Consider the following 19,204-nt stretch of genomic DNA (forward strand, 5'->3'; position numbering starts at 1 on the left):
GCTGGTGCATAGCCTGGACCGCAGGTCACTCGTCTTTTACGTGATTCCCCGACTCCTGGCTTGCCCGTCGGCTGAATGGATGAACCTTGGTGTCATGTCAGCCGTCATCAGCATCTCCAAACGTGGCACGCTCACATTGCCGAAAGAATTCTGGACGCAGCTGGGCCTCTTCTCCTCGGGTCGCATCGTGGCGCAGGAAACAAAGCACGGCATCTTGCTCCGCCCTGAATCCAGCCCGGCCACCAAAACCTACAGCAAGGCCAAGGTCGCGCGCATCGCCAGGGCCGCCGTCCAAAGGCGGTCCCCGCTCACTTCGCTTCCAGCACGACGCGGAAGCCGTGGTTGAGGAAGCGTGCTTCGGGCAGGTAACGGTTGCGGTAGGTGATGTGCAGCGTCTTGGGATCGCTGTCCTGGGAGGAGCCGCCGCGCAGGACGCGGGTTTTTTGCGAGGCATCCGCCCAGTCCTCGCACCACTGCCAAACATTGCCCGTCATGTCGTGCAGGCCCAGGCGGCTGGCCGGGAAGCTGCCGACGGGGGAGGTGTTCACAAAGCCGTCCTTGTAGCTTGCGATCACGGCTTTGACGTTGGGGTATTTCCCGGCGGCCAGGGCGGGCTGCATCTCCTCCCCGGCGAAGTTCCCCGCGTCCTTCGGCGGCGGCCATTGCGTGCCCCAGGGAAAAAGCCCCGGGATGCCCAGATGCTTCTCCGCCGGGGGCTTGTTCACATCCTCACGCGCCCCGATCTCCAGTGCGCAGCTCCATTCATGATCCGAGGGCAGGCGATAAGCCGCCTCCGCGCCGAGTTTCCCCGCCGTGCGCTCCCGCGTGGTCAGCCAGGCGCAGAATGCCTGTGCGTCGAACCAGTTGATGCCAATGGCGGGATGCGCGGGGCCTTCCTCAAAGCCCGTCTTCGGCCGCGTCTGGGCCTGTTCCTTCAAAAAAGCGTCAAAGTCCTGCGCCCGCACCGGCCACACGCTGAAGAGCACCCGCTTCCCAGTCGTCGGCCCGCCGGTGATGGGCACCGGCACGAACTTCATGCCGAGGGAGTTGGTGAAGGGGGCGTCTTTCGTCGCTGTTGCGGCGGAAGACTTGGACCCGCCCGCATCGCTACGCGAAGCGTTGCGGGCGGGGACAGGGAGATTGGGAGAGGAGGAGACGGCGGCAGGCTCGTCCAGCGGCACATAGACGATGTCACGGAAGTAGGCGTTGGCCGTGGCCCCGAAGTGCGTGAGGCCACGGTTCGGCAGCGTGGCGTCATGCACGGTTTCCAGCGGCTGGCCGTCCAGAGACACGGTGAAGTCATCGCCGACCGAGCGCAGTTCCACGCGCAGCCATTCCTCCGGCGCATACGGACGCGGCAGCGGTTTGGACAACAACACCCGTTCCGTGTCGCCGTTAGCGACCAGGAACTTGATGACGCCGGTGGGTGGATGGATGCTGAGCTTGTATTGCCGGGGAGCGGCCGGGGTGCCCGCGTCACGCACAATCACGTTGGCCCATTGCGCGTCGCGATTCATGCGCAGGGAGAAGCGGACGATGGAGTCGCGGTGGGTCAGCGGCTTGTTGTCCACCCGCACGGCCATCACCGAGGAATGAATGAGGAGCGCATCATCCTTCCAACTGATGCCCTTGGGAGTGCTGGTGAGTTTCTCCGGCGCATCCCAGAGGCGGATGGCACCGGGTTCGAGGGGGGCGGCTTTGGTTGCAGACGAAGGAGAAGAGGAGACCGGGAGACTTGGAGAGGGGGGGACGGCACCAGTCTTCCCTCTCAAATCCTTCACCTTCTCATCCACGCCCAGCAGGCGCAGGGCCTCAGCCTCGGGCAGGCCGTCGAGGTTGAGGACTTCGATGTTTCGGACGCTGCCCGCGCCAGTGAACGCGACACCGCCAGCCTGGAGGACTTGAGTGCTGGTGCCTGCCGGGAACGGCACGCCACGCACCTTGCCAAAAGACCGCTCCCCGATCACGGCAAACTCGACCGGCACCCACTCGCCCGGCTGAATGAGCTGCTTCGGAAACTGAAGCAAGGCCAAGGTGGGCATTTGATTCTGGGCCGGGAGTTGGATCTGGAGCCGTGCGTCGTTGGCAAAGAACTCCATCTGACGGCTGCCTTCCTTGCTCCAGCGGAGCTTGGCGGGAAAGAATTTACCCTCCGCTTTCCTCATTTCCGCCCGGACGGCGATGTTGCGCGCCTGGATGCCAGGCAGGTTGAAGGCACCGTCAATGCTCACACTTCCGTCGGCCTCCAACTGTGCTTTCTGGGAGGATGCTTCTGCAGCTGTGAAGAGAAGTTTCTGCCATGTGGGCTGAGCGGTGGAGGCGAGAGCAGCCGCTGGGAGCGGCTGGACTTCGACGGACTCGAACCAGGCGTCAGTCGCGTGGATGCCCCATTCACCAGCGACCTCGATTTGTTGGTCTTTCGCCTCGATCACGGTTTTGCCATCAAGCAAACAGGTGAGATTGCCGCCTTGGATGCGCAGTTCGAGCCGTAACTTATCGCCCTCCTTGAGCGGTCGTGGCAGGTTGTGCAGACCCAGTCGTTTCGGTGCCGAGGTGCCGCCTCCTGTATAGTAAAGATGAACGGCCTTTGCATCCGCAGCGGGACCAAACTTATAGTAGGTGCCAGCCTTGGCGGAGCGCATGATGACACCGCCGGTATGACTGTGCTGCCGAATCACAACCACCGAGCGGATGGCACCATCTGGACCAGGCTGCGGGCGTGTATTGGCCCAGTTGGTCATATGGACAAGCCCGTCTTTGAACTCACGCATCACCCCAGGTGATGGACCTTGCGCACTGTTTTCCCATTCCTGCTTCGCAAACAGCGGCTTCCAGCCAGACTCGGGGAGCGGCGGGGCAAGGAGCGGCGTGTTTTGAACCGCCGGGGTGGGGGCTGGCGGGGCAAAGCCTGGGGTGGGGGCTGGCGGGGCAAAGCCTGGGGTGGGTGATGATCCTGGGGAGGTGGCGGCAGCCTGGGACGGCGGTTGCAAACCGCCGCTCCTTGGGGCGGTGTCGCGCAGCATGTAGAACGCGCCGACAGCGATGACGACCGCGCCGCCGATGAGGACGAGGAGGAGCGGGGTGCGGGATTTGGGTAGGGCGCTTTGTCCCAAAGCGCCGGACGGGGGCGTGGCGGGTGACGGCTGCTTCGGAGAAGCAGCCCTACCTGAATGCAGTGGAATACTGCTGAGCTCGGTCTTCACCTCGCTGGCCTTTTGATAGCGCTCCGCGGGATCGTTCTGCATGGCGCGGCTGACGACGGCGTCCCACTGCGTGGAAACCGGGGCGCGCTGCGAGGGCGGACGCCAGACGCCGCGTGGCAGGGCACCGGTGATCATCTGGTAGATCATGACGCCAAGCGCATAGATGTCGGCGCGGTGGTCCACGGGCGTGGTGGGGTCGAACTGCTCGGGCGCGGCGTAGTCCGGCGTGCCCATGCCGGTGCCGGTCTGGGTGCGGAAGCCGGTCTCCGCGTGGTCAAAGTGCTTCGCGAGGCCGAAGTCGGCCATCTTCACGCGGCCATCGCGCGTGAGCATGATGTTGCTGGGCTTGATGTCGCGATGGACGATGCCGTGGTCGTGCGCGAACTGGAGCGCATCGCATATCTGCGGCAGCAGCGTGAGCGCCATCTCCTGCGTCATCTGCTTGCTGCGGATGACGTCCATGAGGTCGGTGCCATCGACCAGCTCCATGACGATGAAGAGGTAGTCCGGCCCGGCCTCGCCGAAGTCGATGACGCTGATGATGTTCGGGTGGTTCAGCTTCGCCATGGCCTGCGCCTCGCGCTCGAAGCGGGCCTCGAAGTCGTGGTCCTTCCCGACATCACGCCGCATGATCTTGATGGCGACGGGGCGCTTCAGCCGGACCTGCATGCCTTTGTAAACCGCGCCCATGCCGCCCGCGCCGAGGAAGTCGGTCACTTCATAAGCACCGGCGGGCAGCAGCTTCGCCAACTCCTCCGGCAGTGGCAGATCGACATTGCCGCCGGACAAGGTCGGCCGCGGACCCGAAAGCGGGATCGTGGCGGAGTCGGGATCGAAATTCGGATCGGGGGAGTCCGGCATGCAGCGGGATGTTTAACGCGGAGTGGACGCAGGAGTCAAGCTGCGTGGAATCAGTGCCAGGCTTGTGGATGAATGGAGAGGCGGTGCTCGTTTAGTTGTGGGGCGCTCCAGTTGAGACTTCGAGGGCGACTCGCATGCCTCTCATTGGGGCACGGTTGTTGGGAGTGTCGCTGCTGCGGGCTCCGATCTTGACTCTGGCAGCGGTGACAAAAGTGCTGCCACGGAAGGTGCGGCGTTGTTTGTCTCCCGGTTCGTCGGTTTGGTAGTAAAGGTCGTCACACCATTCAGCCACATTACCCGCCATGTCATAAAGACCGAGCGGGTTCGAAAGGAAGGATGCGACGGGGGCTGTGTACGGGTGGTCGTCGCGGTGGTTTTCCATCGCCATTTGATTTGCGAACATCTTTTTGTCAGCCGTCTCAGCCCCGCTGAAATTTGCGGTGGCGGGTTCATCGGCCAGTGCGTGCGCGCCCCGGTTTTTGTAGCTTGGGGACTTGGAGCCGTCCTCCAAGCCGCCAATTCCTGCCGCGCAGCTCCATTCGTGATCACTTGGGAGGCGATACTTGTCCTGCGGGCCGATCGTCCCGGCCGCGCGCTCTTTGTTGGTGAGCCAGGTGCAGAAAATGCCAGCATCTTGCCAACTGATATTGACGGCCGGATGCGCCGGCCCTTGCTCGAAAGGAGTCTTGGGCCACTCGTGCTTCCTCTCCTTCACAAACACCTCGTAATCCTGCACCCGCGTCTCCCACACGCTGAAGAGCACGCGCTTTCCGTCCGCCGGTCCGCCGGTGATGGGGACGGGGACGAACCGCATGCCAAGAGAGTTTACGAAGGGGGCTTCTTTCGTGGCGGTGGCGACGGAAGACGATGAGACTTGCTGACTTGGAGGGGGAGAGACGGCGGCGGTAGAACCTGAGGGCGCAATCACGCAGCGAAAACCCAGGATGATGTTTTGAAAGCTGGGCGGGTGTTTGTCGCGAAAGGCCAACGACAGCTCATTGCGCAAATTTTTGCCCCAGGAGGCTCCTCTCGTGACCCGGCTTTTCTGCGTCGCATCATACCAGTCCTCGCAATACTCCGAGACGTTTCCACTGAGATCGAAAAGACCCAGCGAGTTGGGCGGAAAAGATCCTGTCGGTGCCGTCCGGGCAAAGCCATCCCAGTAGCCCTTCAGAATCCCCTGAGTCTTGAAGAACAGGACCCCATCCATTTCTTCGCCGTGGAAATTGCCCGCTCCAGGAGGAGGGGGCCATTCACTACCCCAAAGAAAAACATCCGCCAGATTGTGGGTTTTTTGCTGGGGTGGACTCGCCGCGTCCTCACGCCCACCCATGCCCGCCGCGCAGCTCCATTCGTGATCGCTGGGAAGACGATAGACCTCTTGCGTGCCGAGTCTGCCCGCTGTGCGCTCGCGCCCTGTCAGCCAAGCGCAGAAAGCGACCGCATCCAGCCAGTTCACGTTCACCGCAGGATGCGTCAGGTCTTGGTCGAAGGGCGGCTTCATCCACGTGCGTTTCGTTTCTTTAACAAACATCTCGTAATCCTGCACCCGCGTCTCCCACACACTGAAGAGCAACCGTTTCCCATCCGTCGGCCCTCCGGTGATCGGCACGGGAACGAACTTCATGCCGAGGGAGTTGATGAAGGGAGTGTCTTTGGTGGCGGGTGTGGAAGCAGATGCGGATGCATTGGTTTCGCTGACGCGCCGCATCTCGATGCTGTGGAAAGTGGCGTGGCAGTCGTAAACACCGACGCCAAAAATCGTCTCGCCGGTCAGGTCGCCGAATCGCATCTTTCCGATGCCGCCACCCTGGCCCAGCCGCGACCAGTCCGCTGGAGTGCGGAAGACCTCCTCGTCATCGAGAAAGACGATCACTTCCTTGTCGCGCACCTGGAGGAGCACGGTGCAGGTCTTGCCTCGCGGCAGCCACTCCTTGCGCTTGGCCTTGAGGTTTGCGGGGTTGCCTTCCATCCTGAGCCACCGCTGGCCGTCGGCAAATTCAGGCAGTGCTGGATTGATGTAATCGATTGCGACATTAGCGCCGGTGTCTCCTTTTTCGAAGAAGAAGAACATCGCCCGGTGGTCTCCCTCACCACGGGTGATGCGGTAGCGCAGGTCGTAGTCGGTGCCGGGATCCTGCACCGGAAGGCGGCAGACGGCCCACGGAGCACGCTGAGGCTGCCGCCATCCATCGTCCACTCTCCGCGCATGGCATCGCGCTCCGGTTTGATGTGGGGGATGATGTCGGTCCACTCGGTGCCGATGGCGATCGCGGGTGTGGACCAGGTTCGCAACCCAGCAGCGTTTGAACTGGTGATCGGAGCCGGCTTGAGCTTGTCCCACGCCAAATAACCGCCCGCGAGCAGCACGCACGCGGCGGCGACGAGCAGCGGTGCGCGGCTCCGACTGTTCTTGCCTGGCTGAACGTCATCCTGTGAAGCGGATGACTTGATTTTCGTCACCGGTCGTCCTCCCGCCTGCGTGAGCGCCGTGGTCGAGCCTTTGGCGACGGTCATGCCTGCTGTTTTGCCGACCTGGGTGCCGTCTGCGGCCAGACGCGGCGCACCGATCGTGGGCGTGATGCCGCCGAGGTCCGTTTTGATCTCGCTGACGCTCGCGTAGCGGTCATGCGGGTCGGTTTGCAGCGCGCGGGCCACGATGTGGTCCCAAAACGCATCCACCGCCGCCTTTTCCGATGGCGGCTTCCACGCGCCGCGTGGCAGCGTACCGGTGATCATCTGGTAGATCATCACGCCCAGCGCATAAATGTCCGCGCGATGGTCCACACTCGCGTCTCCCATGAACTGCTCCGGCGCGGCGTAGTCCGGCGTGCCCATGCCATAGCCGGACTGTGTGCGGTAGCTGTTCTCCGCGTCGAAACGCTTCGCCAGGCCAAAGTCGGCCATCTTGATGCGGCCGTCGCGAGTGAGGAGGATGTTCGCCGGCTTGATGTCGCGATGCACGATGCCGTGGTCGTGCGCGAATTGGAGCGCGTCACAAATCTGTGGCAGCAGCTTCAGCGCCGTCTCCTGCGTCATCTGACCGCTGCGGATGACGTTCACCAAGTCGGTACCGTCAATGAACTCCATCACGATGTAGAGGTAATCCTGCCCCGCTTCGCCGTAGTCGATGACATTGACGATGTTCGGGTGGTTGAGCTGCGCCATGGCCAGCGCCTCGCGGCGGAAGCGCTCCTCGAAGCCCTGGTCCTTCGCACGGTCGCGCCGCATGATCTTGATGGCCACCTTGCGTTGCAGACGCACCTGGGTGCCACGATACACCGCGCCCATGCCGCCCGCGCCGAGGAAGCTCTCGACGGTGTAGTTGTCGCCCGGCAGCAGCGCGGCCAGTTCCTCCGGCTGCGGGATGTCGGGCTCCTGTCGGGTTCCCGTGGCCGGATTAGGGGCCGCCACCCGGATGGTGGCGTCGAGATCGGGCGCGTGATCAGGATCCGGCATGCGGTGGAAGTTTTAGCCCGGGAGCGACACAGGCGTCAAGCTGCGCGGCGAGGAATGCGCCGCGGTTTTCTATGAAGCTCGCTTCTGCTCAAAGAGCCACTTCCAGAATTCGGGATTCGCATATGTCTGCGTCCATGAATCGTGGCCGACACCGGGATAGATGGTGAGTTTGACCGGAGCGCCGATCTTCTTGAGCGCGTCGTGGATCTTGTGGCTGTTTTCGACCGGCACCGCGCCGTCCTTATCGCCGTGGAAGATCCACGCGGGCAGATGCTGGATGCGTTTGGTCATGATCCAGCGCACGCCGGCGCCGCCGCAAATGGGCGCGATGGCCGCGTAGGTGTCCGGGTACTCAAACGCGGTGTCCCAAGTGCCGAAGCCGCCCATGCTGAGGCCGGTGAGATACACGCGGCTGGCGTCGATGCGCTCCGTTTTGATGAGATGATCAGTGACGGCCTTCACGCCGTGCGGATTCCACAGATTGTCCGGCTCGCACTGCAAGCTGGCGATGACGGCGGGAAACTTCTGCCCGGCGGCGATGAGTTTTGGCGGGCCGTGCTTCTTCAGCATTTCGAGGTCGTTGCCACGCTCGCCGCTGCCGTGCAGGAAGATGACGAGCGGCCATTTCTTCTTTGCATCGGCTTCGTAGCCCTCGGGTTTGCTCAGCAGGTAGCTGTAATTGACCTTGATGACAAAATCACCGCTGAAGTTCTGCGGCGTCTGCGTATCAGCGAGAGCGAAAGCGGCGGTGGCGAGGAGAAAAGCAATCGTTTTGACCATGCGAGCCAAACGAAGCGCGTGAACGAGCACTTACGACGGTCGTGATTTTCCGGTGCCGGGCAGGGCGCTGAGGAAGAAGTAGCGCGGGGAGCTGAGCAGGTCGCCGGTTTCACGCAGGGCCATGCAGAAGAGCAGTTCGTTGATGCGTTCGTGCGCTTGGCCGTGGTTTTTGAGGTGATCTTCGAGGAAGTGGCGCAGACGTTTGTTGGCGTTGAACTCCGTGGGCACGCTGCCGAGGTTCAGCAGTAAAATGAGCAGCAGGACTCCGGCGGCGATGAAGATGGCGTTGCGCGGGATGAGGATCTTGAACGCCGTGAGCGCGATGATGACCAGCACGGCGAGCGTGGGCAGGTAGCGGCTGATGCGGATGCAGCTTTGCCGCCACTTCAGCTCGCCGAGACTGTCGCCGGTCTGCAAGGCGTGCGCGGCCTCATGCAAGGCGATGGCCCAGGCGCTGAGCGTGGTGTCTTTGGCGATATCACTGCGCAGAAACAGGCGGCGGCGCACGGGATCGAAGTAATTGGTGACGAGGGCGTCGTGCTCGACGATCTGCACGTCCTCGATGCCCTCGGATTTGAGGAAGATGAGGGCGATCTCGCCGCCGGTGTGCGCCGTGGGCGCGTTTACCCGCGAGCCTTTGCTCATCATGCCGTCATGCCGTCCCTGCGCCCAGCGGACGAGGGCAAGACCGGCGAACAAGACGACTCCGATGAGCAGGAACGGCATGCGTGGACACTGGCAGCCAATCGAGCGTCAGGCAAATCGTGTGTGCGGTGTTCTTGCGGGAGGCGTGGGCGCATGGTTGGATGGCTGCATGAGCCGTTTCGCCGTCCTGTCCGCCGTTTGTCTTTGGAGCACCACCGTTCTTGCCGAGGACATTCTCGGGCAGGGTGAGTTCCGCTATCGCGTGGTGCCAAACTGGGGACGCGAGGCTTTGGCGCAGGTGAGCGTGAAGAACGGCCACGCCGTCGCGATTGATGCTCAAGGACGGCTGCTCTTCCTGACCGACGATGCGCGGAACAATGTGGTCATTCTGGATGCGAAAAGCGGTGCGTTGATCAAACACTGGACGGCCCGCATGCCTGGAGCACACGGGATGAGTCTCGTGAAGGAGGGGGAGCGCGAGGTATTGTTCATCACCGACACGCAACTGAATGAAGTGCGCAAGCTGACGCTCGATGGCGAGGAGTTGGCGGTGTTTCCCTGGCCTGCAAACGCGAAGCTGCATGCGGATGCGAAGGAATACCGGCCCTCGAAGACGATTCACTTTCCAAATGGCGAGTTCGCGGTCTTCGACGGCTACGGGAAGGATTACATCTTCCATTACAATGCCGATGGCACGCTGATCCGCGCCTGGGGTGGCAACATCGGCGATCCAAAGGACCAATTGAAGCACTGGGGGCCGCATGGCGGCGCGTTTGATGATCGCGACGGCACGCCGCGTGTGGTCATCGGCATGAGCGATCAGCAGGAGATCAGACGCTTCACCCCGGAGGGCCGTTTCATCGACCAGAGGCCGTTTCCCGGCGGCAATCCGCGCGACATCGTTATCTTCGGCAAATTCACAATCATCCCGCATCTCGGTGATCAGTGGCCCAAGGACAAAAACGCGCCAGGATTCATCTCCATCCTCGATTCGCAGTGGAAAGTCGTCTCAAACATCGGCGCACCGCCCGCAGTGTATGCAAACGGTGCATTGCAGCCGATGAGGAGTGATGGCAAAACATTCATCCATCCGCATGGCGTGGCGGCGGATGCGACTGGGAATCTTTATGTGGCACAGTTTGCCTCGCCTGCGGCCCCGTTGCTCAAGCTGGAGCGGGTGAAGTAGCTGCAACTTCCCGCCTGCAGGCTGGTTATTTAAACCCGATGAAAACAGAGCCCAGCCCCAAGGTTGCCAAACCAGCGCAGCAGCGGAAAATCCCCGCCATGCGCCTCCTGGCCCTTGTCTCCGTCCTTGCCGTCACCGCCGCCGCCCAGCAGCCGGAAGGTGACAAGCCGCCGCCGCCCAAGCCGGGCGAGGGTGGCCCGCCAAGGCGTGAAGGGGAACATCGCGGTCCTGGTGGACCGGGAATGCTGCCGGGCATCGGTGGCAAGCCACGAGGTTTCGATGGCTTCGAAAAACTGTCCGAGGATGAGCGTGCCAAGGTGCGCGCCGCTTTTGAAAAGGCCTGGCAGCGTCCTGAAGTCATCGAATCTCGCGACAAGGCGATGAAGGCCAACGAGGACATGCGTGAAAAACTGCGTGTGGCCGTGCAGGAAATCGATCCCGAGGTGGCGAAGATTCTCGAAAAGGTGAAGCCGCCGTTTCCGATGGACCAGCGCGGCCTGCCGGAGATGCCAAAACCCGACTCTCCCGAGTTTGCGCGCATGGCGGCAATCCGCCTCGGCGCGGAGATGTTGTCCATGTCGAGGCCGGAACGCCGTGAGGAGACGCGTCGTTTTCATGACCGCATCATTCAACTGCCGCGTGTGAAGGAAGCGCTGGCCAAGCTGGAGCAGATGCCGCCCGCCGAACGTCTGGAGGGTCTCAAGAAACTGCGTGAGGTCTATCGCGAGGTGACCGGCGAGGAGTTCAGGAAGCTGCGCGAGAAGTTCACAGAACCCAGAGAGGGCAAGGATGGAGGCGGTGGATTCCGTCGTCCGCCAGTGGACGTCCCCCAGCCGTCTGAGCCTGTGAAGAACTGAAACGGGTGCGCATTCCCTTCATGCGTCTGTTGGCTTTCATCCTGCTGCTCGTCGGCGCGGAAGTTTTTGCCGGAGACTTTCGCGTCCACGGCTCTATTGCAGGTCGTGTTGAAAACGACGGCACCGTTCGTGTCGGCGGCAGCATCGCCGGCAAGTTCGAAAACGGCGGAGACATCCGCGTGCGTGGCAGTCTCACAGGCCGCATCGAAAGCGACGGCTCGATCCGCAAGAACGGCAGTTTGATCGGCAAGGTCGAAAACAACGGCGATGTCCGTAAAAGCGGCAGCATCGTCGGGCGCATCGAGTCGAATGGGGATGTGCGTGACCACGGCAGCATCGTGGGGCGCGTAGAGGGCATGACGAAGGAGCAGGCGGCTGCGCTGTTCTTCTTCGACTTCTTTGACATCCGCTGACAAAAAAGCCCGGCTTATTCGGCCGGGCTTTCTCAGTCAATCAACACGCGAGGCTCAATCCCCGCCACCAGCGACCTTCGGCGAGTTGCCGAGGGCTTCTTTGACGGCGGCGACGGCGTAGTCGCGGTTGAGCTTGGTGATCCAGCGGACGCTGATCTCCTTCGGGCAGGCGGCTTCGCACTCGTATTGGTTGGTGCAGTTGCCGAAGCCTTCCTTGTCCATCTGGCGGACCATGCCGAGCGTGCGGCGGTCCTTCTCGGGCTTGCCTTGGGGCAGAAGGTTGAGTTGACCAGCTTTCGCGGAGACGAAGAGCATGGCGCTGGCGTTTTTGCACGCGGCCACGCAGGCGCCGCAGCCGATGCACGCCGCAGCGTCCATCGCAGCGTCGGCGACTTCTTTGCCGATGGGCAGGGCGTTCGCATCCTGCGGGGCACCGGTGCGCACGGTGACGAAACCACCGGCCTGCTGGATGCGATCAAAGGCACCGCGATCGACGACGAGGTCTTTGACGACGGGGAAGGCCTTCGCACGGAAGGGCTCGATCCAGATCGTGTCGCCCGTGCGGAACTTGCGCATGTGAAGCTGGCAGGTCGTGGTGGCCTTTTCGGGGCCGTGCGGGACGCCGTTGATCTGCATGGAGCACATGCCGCAGATGCCTTCGCGACAGTCGTGGTCAAAAGCCACGGGTTCCTGGCCCTTCGAGATGAGGCGCTCGTTCACGATGTCCATCATTTCGAGGAAGGAGGCATGATCCGGAATGTCCGGAGCATCGATGTCCTGGAAATGACCGGGCTGGCCTGCGTTCTGACGCCAGACTTTGAGGTGAAGATTGAGTTGGGACATGGGACGTTGAAAAAGGCGTTATTTGTAGCTGCGGACGGCGAGGTGGACTTCTTCGAAGGTCAGCGGCTCTTTGTTGAGCGTGGGCTTGCTGAAGTCGCCGGTGTATTCCCAAGCGGCGGCGTAGCAGAAGTTTTCGTCGTCGCGTTTCGCCTCGCCATCGGGGTATTGGTGCTCGGTGCGGAAGTGGCCGCCGCAGCTTTCCTCGCGGTTCAGGGCGTCGATGCAAAGCAGCTCGGCGAACTCCATGAAGTCGGCCACGCGACCGGCTTTTTCGAGCTCGGGGTTGCAGGCGTCACCGCTGCCGGGGACGACGACATTCGTTTTGAACTCCTCGCGCAGCTCGGGGATGCGCTTGAGCGCCTCGGTGAGGCCGGCGCGGTCGCGGGCCATGCCGCATTTGTCCCAGACGAGGAGGCCGAGCTCGCGGTGGAAGCTGTCCACGCTGCGTTTGCCCTTGCTGTTGAGGAAGCCCTTCGTCTGCGCGGTGCAGACTTCGAGCGCCTTCTTGAACTCCGGATGCTCGGCGGTGACGCTGCCGGGCTTCTGATGCACGAGATAGTTCGCGATGGTCGTCGGGATGACGAAATAACCATCCGCGAGACCCTGCATGAGCGCCGAGGCACCGAGACGGTTCGCGCCGTGATCAGAGAAGTTCGCCTCGCCGAGCACGTGCAGGCCAGGGAGGTTGCTCATGAGGTTGTAGTCCACCCACAGGCCGCCCATCGTGTAGTGCACGGCAGGGTAGATGCGCATCGGCTGCTTGTAGGCGCTCTCGCCGGTGATGCGCTCATACATGTCGAACAGATTGCCATAGCGCTCGGCGATGGTCTTCGCGCCGAACTGCTGGATCGCCTCCGCGAAGTCGAGATACACGCCGCGACCACCGGGGCCGACACCGCGTCCGTCATCGCAGGCTTCTTTGGCTGCGCGGGAGGAAATGTCGCGCGGGGCGAGGTTGCCGAAGCTTGGATATTTGCGCTCCAGGATGTAGTCGCGGTCCGCCTCGGGGATTTGCGCGGGCGGCTTGCCGATGTCGGCCTTGTTTTTAGGCACCCACACGCGACCGTCGTTGCGGAGCGACTCGGACATGAGCGTGAGCTTGCTCTGGTAATCGCCGCTCACCGGGATGCAGGTCGGGTGGATCTGCGTGTAGCAGGGGTTCGCGAAGTAAGCGCCCTTTTTGTGCGCACGCCACGTCGCGGTGACGTTGCAGCCCATCGCATTGGTGGAGAGGTAGAAAACATTGCCGTAGCCGCCGGTGCAAAGCAGCACTGCATCGCCCGCGTGCGCCTCGATTTTGCCGGTGACGAGATTGCGCGTGATGATGCCCTTCGCGTGACCATCGACGGTCACCACATCGAGCATTTCCGTGCGCGGATACATCTGCACGCCGCCTGCGGCGATTTCCTTGTTCAAAGCCGAGTAAGCACCAAGGAGCAATTGCTGGCCAGTTTGACCGCGAGCATAAAAAGTGCGGCTCACCTGAGCGCCGCCGAAGGAGCGGTTCGCCAGCATGCCGCCGTATTCGCGGGCGAATGGCACGCCCTGCGCCACGCACTGGTCGATGATGTTCACGCTGACCTCGGCGAGACGATGCACGTTGGCCTCGCGAGCGCGGAAGTCGCCGCCTTTGACCGTGTCATAAAAGAGGCGATGCACGCTGTCGCCGTCGTTTTGGTAGTTCTTCGCCGCGTTGATGCCGCCCTGGGCCGCGATGGAGTGCGCACGACGAGGCGAGTCCTGAAAGCAGAAGCACTTTACCTTGTAGCCAAGCTCCGAGAGCGTCGCCGCAGCCGAGGCACCGGCCAGGCCGCTGCCCACGACGAGCACGGTGAACTTGCGCTTGTTCTTCGGATTGATGAGCTTCGAGTCCTGCTTGTGCTTGGACCACTTCATGGCCATTGGGCCGGAGGGAATGTGGGAGTCGAGTGGCATGGCGAGAGTAAAAGATCGAATGGCGAATGCAGAATGACGAAGAAATCAGCGGCCGTAGCCGAAGAGCCAGATGGAGAGGACGATGGCGGCGTTTCCGGCGAAGATGAGGCCCGCGAAGGCATAACCGGCCTTTTTGAAGAGCGGCTCAGACTTGTCCGTGCTGATGCCGAGCGTCTGGAAGAGGCTGGAGAAGCCGTGGCTCAGGTGGCTGCACAGCAGCGCCATGGCGATGAGGTAGAAAATGGACGCAGGGGTCCAAGAGAAGCCTGCGATGACCATGCGATACACGTCATGCACTGTCTCGCCGTGGAGCGTGGTCTTGTAAGTCGCGTAGTCATTGCCTGCGCGCACGGTGAAATGAAGCAGGTGGTAAACGATGAAAGCCAGGATCGTCAGGCCGCTCCAGATCATCGTGTGGGAGGATTTGCTGCTCACCTGGGCCTTGTGGCGACCATACTTTTCCGGGCGGGCCGCGTTGTTCTGTTTCGTCAGCGATACCGTCGCGACGATGTGGATCAAAACCGCCGCCAGCAGGCCGATGCGTGCGATCCAAACCCCGCCGCCATGCAGCGCGGTCTGGAGCATGTGGCCGTATTCGTTGATCGCATCCTTGCCTGCGAAAATCAGCAGATTGCCGATCATGTGGCCGAAGACGAAGCCGATCAGCACAAGGCCCGTCAGTGCGACGAGGATCTTCTTGCCGATGGAGGAGGCGTAAAACCGTGAAAAGGAGTCAAAAACAGCGCTCATGTGGGGAGTGATCGTTCATCATGGACATACGCTGCCGACACGCAAGCCGGGCGTGCATTTTTCCTGCCGGATCACTGCTGCGATCTTGTCTCAAGCCCGCTCCACCGCCATCGCGATGCCCATGCCGCCGCCGATGCAGAGGCTGGCGATGCCGCGCTTCAACCCGTGATCTTCGAGGTGATGCAGCAGCGTGACTAAAACTCGGGCACCGCTGGCTCCGATCGGGTGCCCGAGGGCGATAGCTCCTCCACGTGGGTTAACCTTGGCCGTGTCGAGGCCGAGTTCCCTCAGGCAGCCGAGGGTTTGGACAGCGAACGCCTCATTAATTTCGATGGCATCGACCTCATCGAGACTCCAACCAGTTTGAACGCACACTTTCTGAATCGCACCGACAGGACCGAGGCCCATCAGCGCCGGATCGCAGCCGACTGCGGCGCTGGCGATGATGCGGGCCTTCGGTTTCATGCCGTGACGCGAAACGGCCTCTTCGCTCGCCAGCAGGACCAAGGCAGCGCCGTCATTGATGCCGGAGGCATTTCCAGCAGTCACCGTGCCGTCTTTGCGGAAGGCGGGCTTGAGTTTGGCGAGCGATTCGACGGTCGTGTCGGCACGCGGGTGCTCATCTTCGGTCAAATCACCTGCGGGGATGATTTCGCGGCTCAAGGCGGCACGACTCGCGGCGACACGGCTTTGGCTAAGTGCTGCGAAGATGTCTTGCTCCTGACGTGTGATGCCGTGTTTGTCGGCGACGCGCTCGGCAGTCTCGCCCATGCCGATTTTGAGCAGGGGATCGGTGAGGCCATCGACGAACATGGCATCTTGAAGGGATGAATCGCCGAGTTTTTTGCCGAAACGCAGATCCATCGCATAATGCGGGGCCCGGCTCATCATTTCGACGCCACCGGCGAGCACGAGATCGTTTTCGCCACTGCGGATGGCATCGGCGGCGAGTGCGACGGCTTTCAGGGAAGAGCCGCAGGCCATGTTCACGGTGAAGGCGGGTATTAACTCAGTTTCACCGAGCTTGAGCAGAATCTGGCGTGCGACGTTCATACCGCTTCCCGCCTGAAGCACTTGCCCGATGATGACCTGGTCTATCTTTGTTCGCAGTTCCCAAGGAACGATGGCGTCGGCAACTGCAAAGCCGAGTTCAGCAGCGGTGAGGGCCTTCAAGCCGCCGCCGAACCGGCCGATGGGGGTGCGCTTGGCTTCGATGATGTAAACAGGTCTCATGGGATGTTGCGGATGGTTTCGGCGAGTTGCGGGGCGAATTGCATGTGATCGAGCACGTCGCGCTGCAAATCGAGCCCGGCGGCGATTTCGATGAGGCGCAGGCCTCGCGGCGTGAGTTCAAACACGGCGCGTTCGGTGACGTAGATCACCTGCTGGCCGTTTTTCAGCGCGGTGGGACCGTGGAAGCAGACGTGCTGGAGTTTGCGAACGAATTTCGCATTCCCCTTTGCCTGGAAGGTGCAGCAGAAGACGAGGCGGCGGGCGCTTTGAGCGATGTTCACGAAACCACCGACGCCAGCGAAGCGATCTGCGAAGCTGGCGACGTTCACACTGCCCTCGGCATCAATTTCGACGGCACCGAGCACGGCGATGTCGAGGCCGCCGCCGTCGTAGAAATCGAATTGCGAGGGCTGGTCGATGACGGCTTCGGGGAAGTGGCTGCATCCGAAACTGAGGCCCGATGCCGGCACGCCGCCCGTGGGGCCGCTTTCGACGGTGAGTGTGAACTCCTGCAAGCGTCCAGTTTCTGCGGCGACCATCGCCACCGCCTCGGGCAAACCGATGCCGAGGTTCACGATGTCGCCTTCACGGATTTCGCGCAGCGCTCGTGTGCCGATGCGTTTGCGCTCGGACTCAGGCATGACGGGCAGTTCGAAGTTCCCGTCGCCAGTGACGACGAAGTCCTCGTTAAAGACTTCTCCGAAGGTCTGGTCATGCTGCACACCTGATGACGTGACGAGGTAATCCACGAGGATGCCCGGAACTCGAACGGCCTTCGGATCGGGCAGTTGATCGACTATGCTTTCGACCTGTGCGATGACGATGCCGCCGTGGTTTTTCGCCGCCTGGGCCATGGGCAGCACCTCGCTGATCAAGCCTTCGCATTCCATGCTCAGGTTGCCGCCGTGGTCCGCATATGTTGCACGGATGAGTGCCACATGGATTGGCATCGGCTTGTAGCGCAGCCACGTTTCGCCATCCAGCTCGATGCGCTCGACGAGCGGCTCGGTGGTGCGCGCGTTGAGTCTGCCGCCGCCGTGGATTGGGTCGATGAAGGTGTTCAAGCCGACCTTGGTGATCAAACCGGGCCGTTTGGCCGCGATTTCACGCGTCAGCACGCTCAGCACACCCTGCGGCAGGTTGTAAGCCTCGACTTCATTCGCCAAGGCGAGTGCGCCGAGTTTCGGCGCGAGGTTCCAATGTCCGCCGACGATGCGTTTGAGCATGCCGCGATGCGCGAGGTGGTTCATGCCGCGCTCAGCGCGATCCCCCTGGCCCGCACAATAATAAAGCGTGAGATCGGTGGGCGTGCCGGTTTGAAGAAAACGGCGCTCCAGAGCGGCGGTGAGCATCTCCGCATGCCCGGCACCGACGAAGCCGCTTACTGCCACCGTGGCACCGCTCGGAATGGCGGCGACGGCTTCGTCGGCAGTGGCGATGATAGCGGAGGAACGCATAATTCTTTGTGGAGGGCGGACGATTCGTCCGCAGTCAAAAAATGCCGACGAATTGTCGGCGCTCCATGTTATCCGCGCCAACCACCATTGATCTCAATCGTCTGCCCCGTCACGTAACTGGCGAGCGGCGAGCAGAGGAAGAGCACGACGTTCGCAACCTCCTCCGTGGTGCCGAAGCGGGCGAGGGGGACGTTTTTGAGCATCTCGGCGCGGACGTTTTCGGGAATGGTGGCGGCCATGGCGGTGTCGATGACGCCGGGGGCGATGGCGTTGGCGCGGATCTGCTTGCGGGCGGCTTCGCGGCTGAGGACGCGCATCATCGCCTGCACGCCGGATTTGGCCGCAGCGTAGTTCGCCTGGCCGAAAAAGCCCTGAATGGCGGCGATGCTCCCGAAGCTGACGATGGCTCCGTGATCGCGCATGATTTCGAGCGCGTATTTGCAGCAGTAGAAGACGCCGGAGAGGTTCACGTTGATGACGGCGTCCCATTCATCGAGTCCCATCTTCGCGATGGTGCGGTCCTTGATGATGGCGGCGTTGTTGATGAGGTGATCGAGGCCACCATGGCGTGCCTGAATTTCGCCCATCATGGTTTGGACCTGCTCAGGCTGCGAAACGTCGGCGGCGATGAGGCTGGCGCTGTCGGTGCGGGCGAGATTGAGCTCGTCTGCGAGTGATTGTGCATCCACCGTGGTTCCGGGCGTGCCGAGGTGATTGAGCACGACCGTGGCTCCAGCACGGTGAAATGTTCGGGCGACTTGAGCGCCGATGCCCTGCGATGCGCCGGTGATGAGGGCGACTTTGCCTTTGAGGTCGATGTTGATCATGGATGGATGGTTAAACGGGCATTCGCTGTTTGTCATTACCGGCGGGCTGTGGCATAGAAAACGCAGCCATGGTCAAAAAACTCCTCCACACCCGCTACCGGGTGAATGATCTCGAAAAGACGATCAACTTTTACACCCAAGTGCTCGGCCTGAAGGAAATCCGCCGCCACAAGTCGCCTCGTGGTTCGGAACTTGTGTTCTTGCAGACACCGAACAGCGACGAACTCATCGAGATCTGCAGCTATCCCGCCAGCGGGCCGGTGACGTTTTGCAGCGACCTGACGCATCTGGCCTTTGAGGTGGAGAGCATCGAGGAGTTTGCGAAACACTCCGCCGCGCTGGGCTATCCGCTCTCCGACGGACCGACTCAGAGTTCCAGCGGAGTGTTTGCGTTTATTGACGCTCCCGAGGGGTATGAGATAGAACTGATCGAATACCGGAAATAACCCACCCAACACGACCTCATGGACTTCGACTGGATCGGCGCTGCCTTTGACCTGACGCAACTTCCGCCGAAGGACATCGAGGAATCGTTTGAGGATCCGTTTTCGATCAAGCTGCTGCCGGACGGCCAGCACGAGGAGGCCGAGGCCCGCTACTACAACCTGGGCAAATCACTCCAGGGCAGGCCGGTTTTCAGCGTTTTCTGGACAGACGGTAAAAAATACCGCGTCATCTTCGCGCGGCTCATGACCGCCTCAGAGCACGACTTTTTCGAGCGCAAGAAGGCGGAGGACATCTGAGTTTTCTCATCA

17 protein-coding genes are annotated in these 19,204 nt (G+C 61.9%); 6 read left to right on the forward strand and 11 right to left on the reverse strand.

Annotated elements, in window-relative coordinates; translation table 11 throughout:
• The first annotated feature begins 94 nt into the window (after positions 1-94).
• Positions 95-346 (forward strand): hypothetical protein, encoded by a 252-nt coding sequence (locus ACILSE_RS08205; RefSeq protein ID WP_395716892.1) that lies wholly within the window; start codon positions 95-97, stop codon positions 344-346.
• Here the strand turns inward: ACILSE_RS08205 and ACILSE_RS08210 are convergent.
• The 5 genes from ACILSE_RS08210 to ACILSE_RS08230 all read right to left on the reverse strand — a co-directional run bounded on the left by ACILSE_RS08210 (position 309) and on the right by ACILSE_RS08230 (position 9,029).
• A complete protein-coding gene (locus ACILSE_RS08210) occupies positions 309-4,064 on the reverse strand; it encodes a protein kinase domain-containing protein (RefSeq protein ID WP_395716893.1) in 3,756 nt (1,251 codons plus the stop codon). The two genes, ACILSE_RS08205 and ACILSE_RS08210, sit on opposite strands and share 38 nt — an antisense overlap.
• 91 nt (positions 4,065-4,155) lie before the next feature.
• The gene (locus ACILSE_RS08215; protein WP_395717012.1) at positions 4,156-6,036 is read right to left on the reverse strand and encodes a formylglycine-generating enzyme family protein; all 1,881 of its coding nucleotides are present in this window, start codon (positions 6,034-6,036) and stop codon (positions 4,156-4,158) included.
• Positions 5,937-7,523 (reverse strand): serine/threonine-protein kinase, encoded by a 1,587-nt coding sequence (locus tag ACILSE_RS08220; protein WP_395716894.1) that lies wholly within the window; start codon positions 7,521-7,523, stop codon positions 5,937-5,939. Before ACILSE_RS08220 ends, ACILSE_RS08215 begins: the two co-directional genes overlap by 100 nt.
• Before the next feature lie 69 nt (positions 7,524-7,592).
• Positions 7,593-8,303: a prolyl oligopeptidase family serine peptidase gene (locus ACILSE_RS08225; RefSeq protein WP_395716895.1), complete on the reverse strand. Its 711-nt coding sequence runs from the start codon at positions 8,301-8,303 to the stop codon at positions 7,593-7,595.
• 30 nt (positions 8,304-8,333) lie between these two features.
• Positions 8,334-9,029, reverse strand: a complete 696-nt coding sequence (locus tag ACILSE_RS08230) for a zinc metallopeptidase (RefSeq protein ID WP_395716896.1) — start codon at positions 9,027-9,029, stop codon at positions 8,334-8,336.
• Between the two features lie 88 nt (positions 9,030-9,117).
• Here ACILSE_RS08230 and ACILSE_RS08235 point away from each other — a divergent pair, with 88 nt between their 5' ends.
• The 3 genes from ACILSE_RS08235 to ACILSE_RS08245 are packed head-to-tail and all read left to right on the forward strand — an operon-like array spanning position 9,118 to position 11,404.
• Positions 9,118-10,134 carry a hypothetical protein gene (locus tag ACILSE_RS08235; protein ID WP_395716897.1) on the forward strand — a complete coding sequence of 339 codons (1,017 nt, stop codon included), beginning with the start codon at positions 9,118-9,120 and terminating at the stop codon, positions 10,132-10,134.
• A 38-nt stretch (positions 10,135-10,172) separates the two neighbouring features.
• A complete protein-coding gene (locus ACILSE_RS08240) occupies positions 10,173-10,991 on the forward strand; it encodes a hypothetical protein (RefSeq protein ID WP_395716898.1) in 819 nt (272 codons plus the stop codon).
• Positions 10,992-11,011: 20 nt separating this feature from the next.
• Complete coding sequence (locus ACILSE_RS08245; protein ID WP_395716899.1) at positions 11,012-11,404, forward strand: polymer-forming cytoskeletal family protein; 393 nt, start codon at positions 11,012-11,014, stop codon at positions 11,402-11,404.
• 54 nt (positions 11,405-11,458) lie between these two features.
• On the opposite strand, the gene ACILSE_RS08250 is transcribed toward ACILSE_RS08245, so the two are convergent.
• The 6 genes from ACILSE_RS08250 to ACILSE_RS08275 all read right to left on the reverse strand — a co-directional run bounded on the left by ACILSE_RS08250 (position 11,459) and on the right by ACILSE_RS08275 (position 18,449).
• On the reverse strand, positions 11,459-12,247 hold the full coding sequence (locus ACILSE_RS08250; protein WP_395716900.1) for a succinate dehydrogenase/fumarate reductase iron-sulfur subunit: 789 nt from the start codon (positions 12,245-12,247) through the stop codon (positions 11,459-11,461).
• Positions 12,248-12,265: 18 nt separating this feature from the next.
• Positions 12,266-14,182, reverse strand: coding sequence for a fumarate reductase/succinate dehydrogenase flavoprotein subunit (locus ACILSE_RS08255; RefSeq protein WP_395716901.1), 1,917 nt, complete (start codon positions 14,180-14,182; stop codon positions 12,266-12,268).
• A 45-nt stretch (positions 14,183-14,227) separates the two neighbouring features.
• Positions 14,228-14,932, reverse strand: a complete 705-nt coding sequence (locus ACILSE_RS08260) for a succinate dehydrogenase cytochrome b subunit (protein ID WP_395716902.1) — start codon at positions 14,930-14,932, stop codon at positions 14,228-14,230.
• A 90-nt stretch (positions 14,933-15,022) separates the two neighbouring features.
• Complete coding sequence (locus ACILSE_RS08265) at positions 15,023-16,165, reverse strand: thiolase family protein (protein WP_395716903.1); 1,143 nt, start codon at positions 16,163-16,165, stop codon at positions 15,023-15,025.
• Positions 16,162-17,622 carry an acyl CoA:acetate/3-ketoacid CoA transferase gene (locus ACILSE_RS08270; protein ID WP_395716904.1) on the reverse strand — a complete coding sequence of 487 codons (1,461 nt, stop codon included), beginning with the start codon at positions 17,620-17,622 and terminating at the stop codon, positions 16,162-16,164. Before ACILSE_RS08270 ends, ACILSE_RS08265 begins: the two co-directional genes overlap by 4 nt.
• 68 nt (positions 17,623-17,690) lie before the next feature.
• Entirely contained in the window at positions 17,691-18,449 is a 759-nt protein-coding gene (locus ACILSE_RS08275; RefSeq protein ID WP_395716905.1) for an SDR family oxidoreductase, read from the reverse strand.
• Positions 18,450-18,517: 68 nt separating this feature from the next.
• Between ACILSE_RS08275 and ACILSE_RS08280 the strand changes: the two genes are divergently transcribed.
• Positions 18,518-18,895 carry a VOC family protein gene (locus tag ACILSE_RS08280; RefSeq protein ID WP_395716906.1) on the forward strand — a complete coding sequence of 126 codons (378 nt, stop codon included), beginning with the start codon at positions 18,518-18,520 and terminating at the stop codon, positions 18,893-18,895.
• An 18-nt stretch (positions 18,896-18,913) separates the two neighbouring features.
• Positions 18,914-19,192, forward strand: a complete 279-nt coding sequence (locus tag ACILSE_RS08285; RefSeq protein ID WP_395716907.1) for a BrnT family toxin — start codon at positions 18,914-18,916, stop codon at positions 19,190-19,192.
• The last annotated feature ends 12 nt before the right edge of the window (positions 19,193-19,204 follow it).

This window comes from Prosthecobacter sp., from assembly GCF_044236155.1.
GTDB lineage: Bacteria > Verrucomicrobiota > Verrucomicrobiia > Verrucomicrobiales > Verrucomicrobiaceae > Prosthecobacter.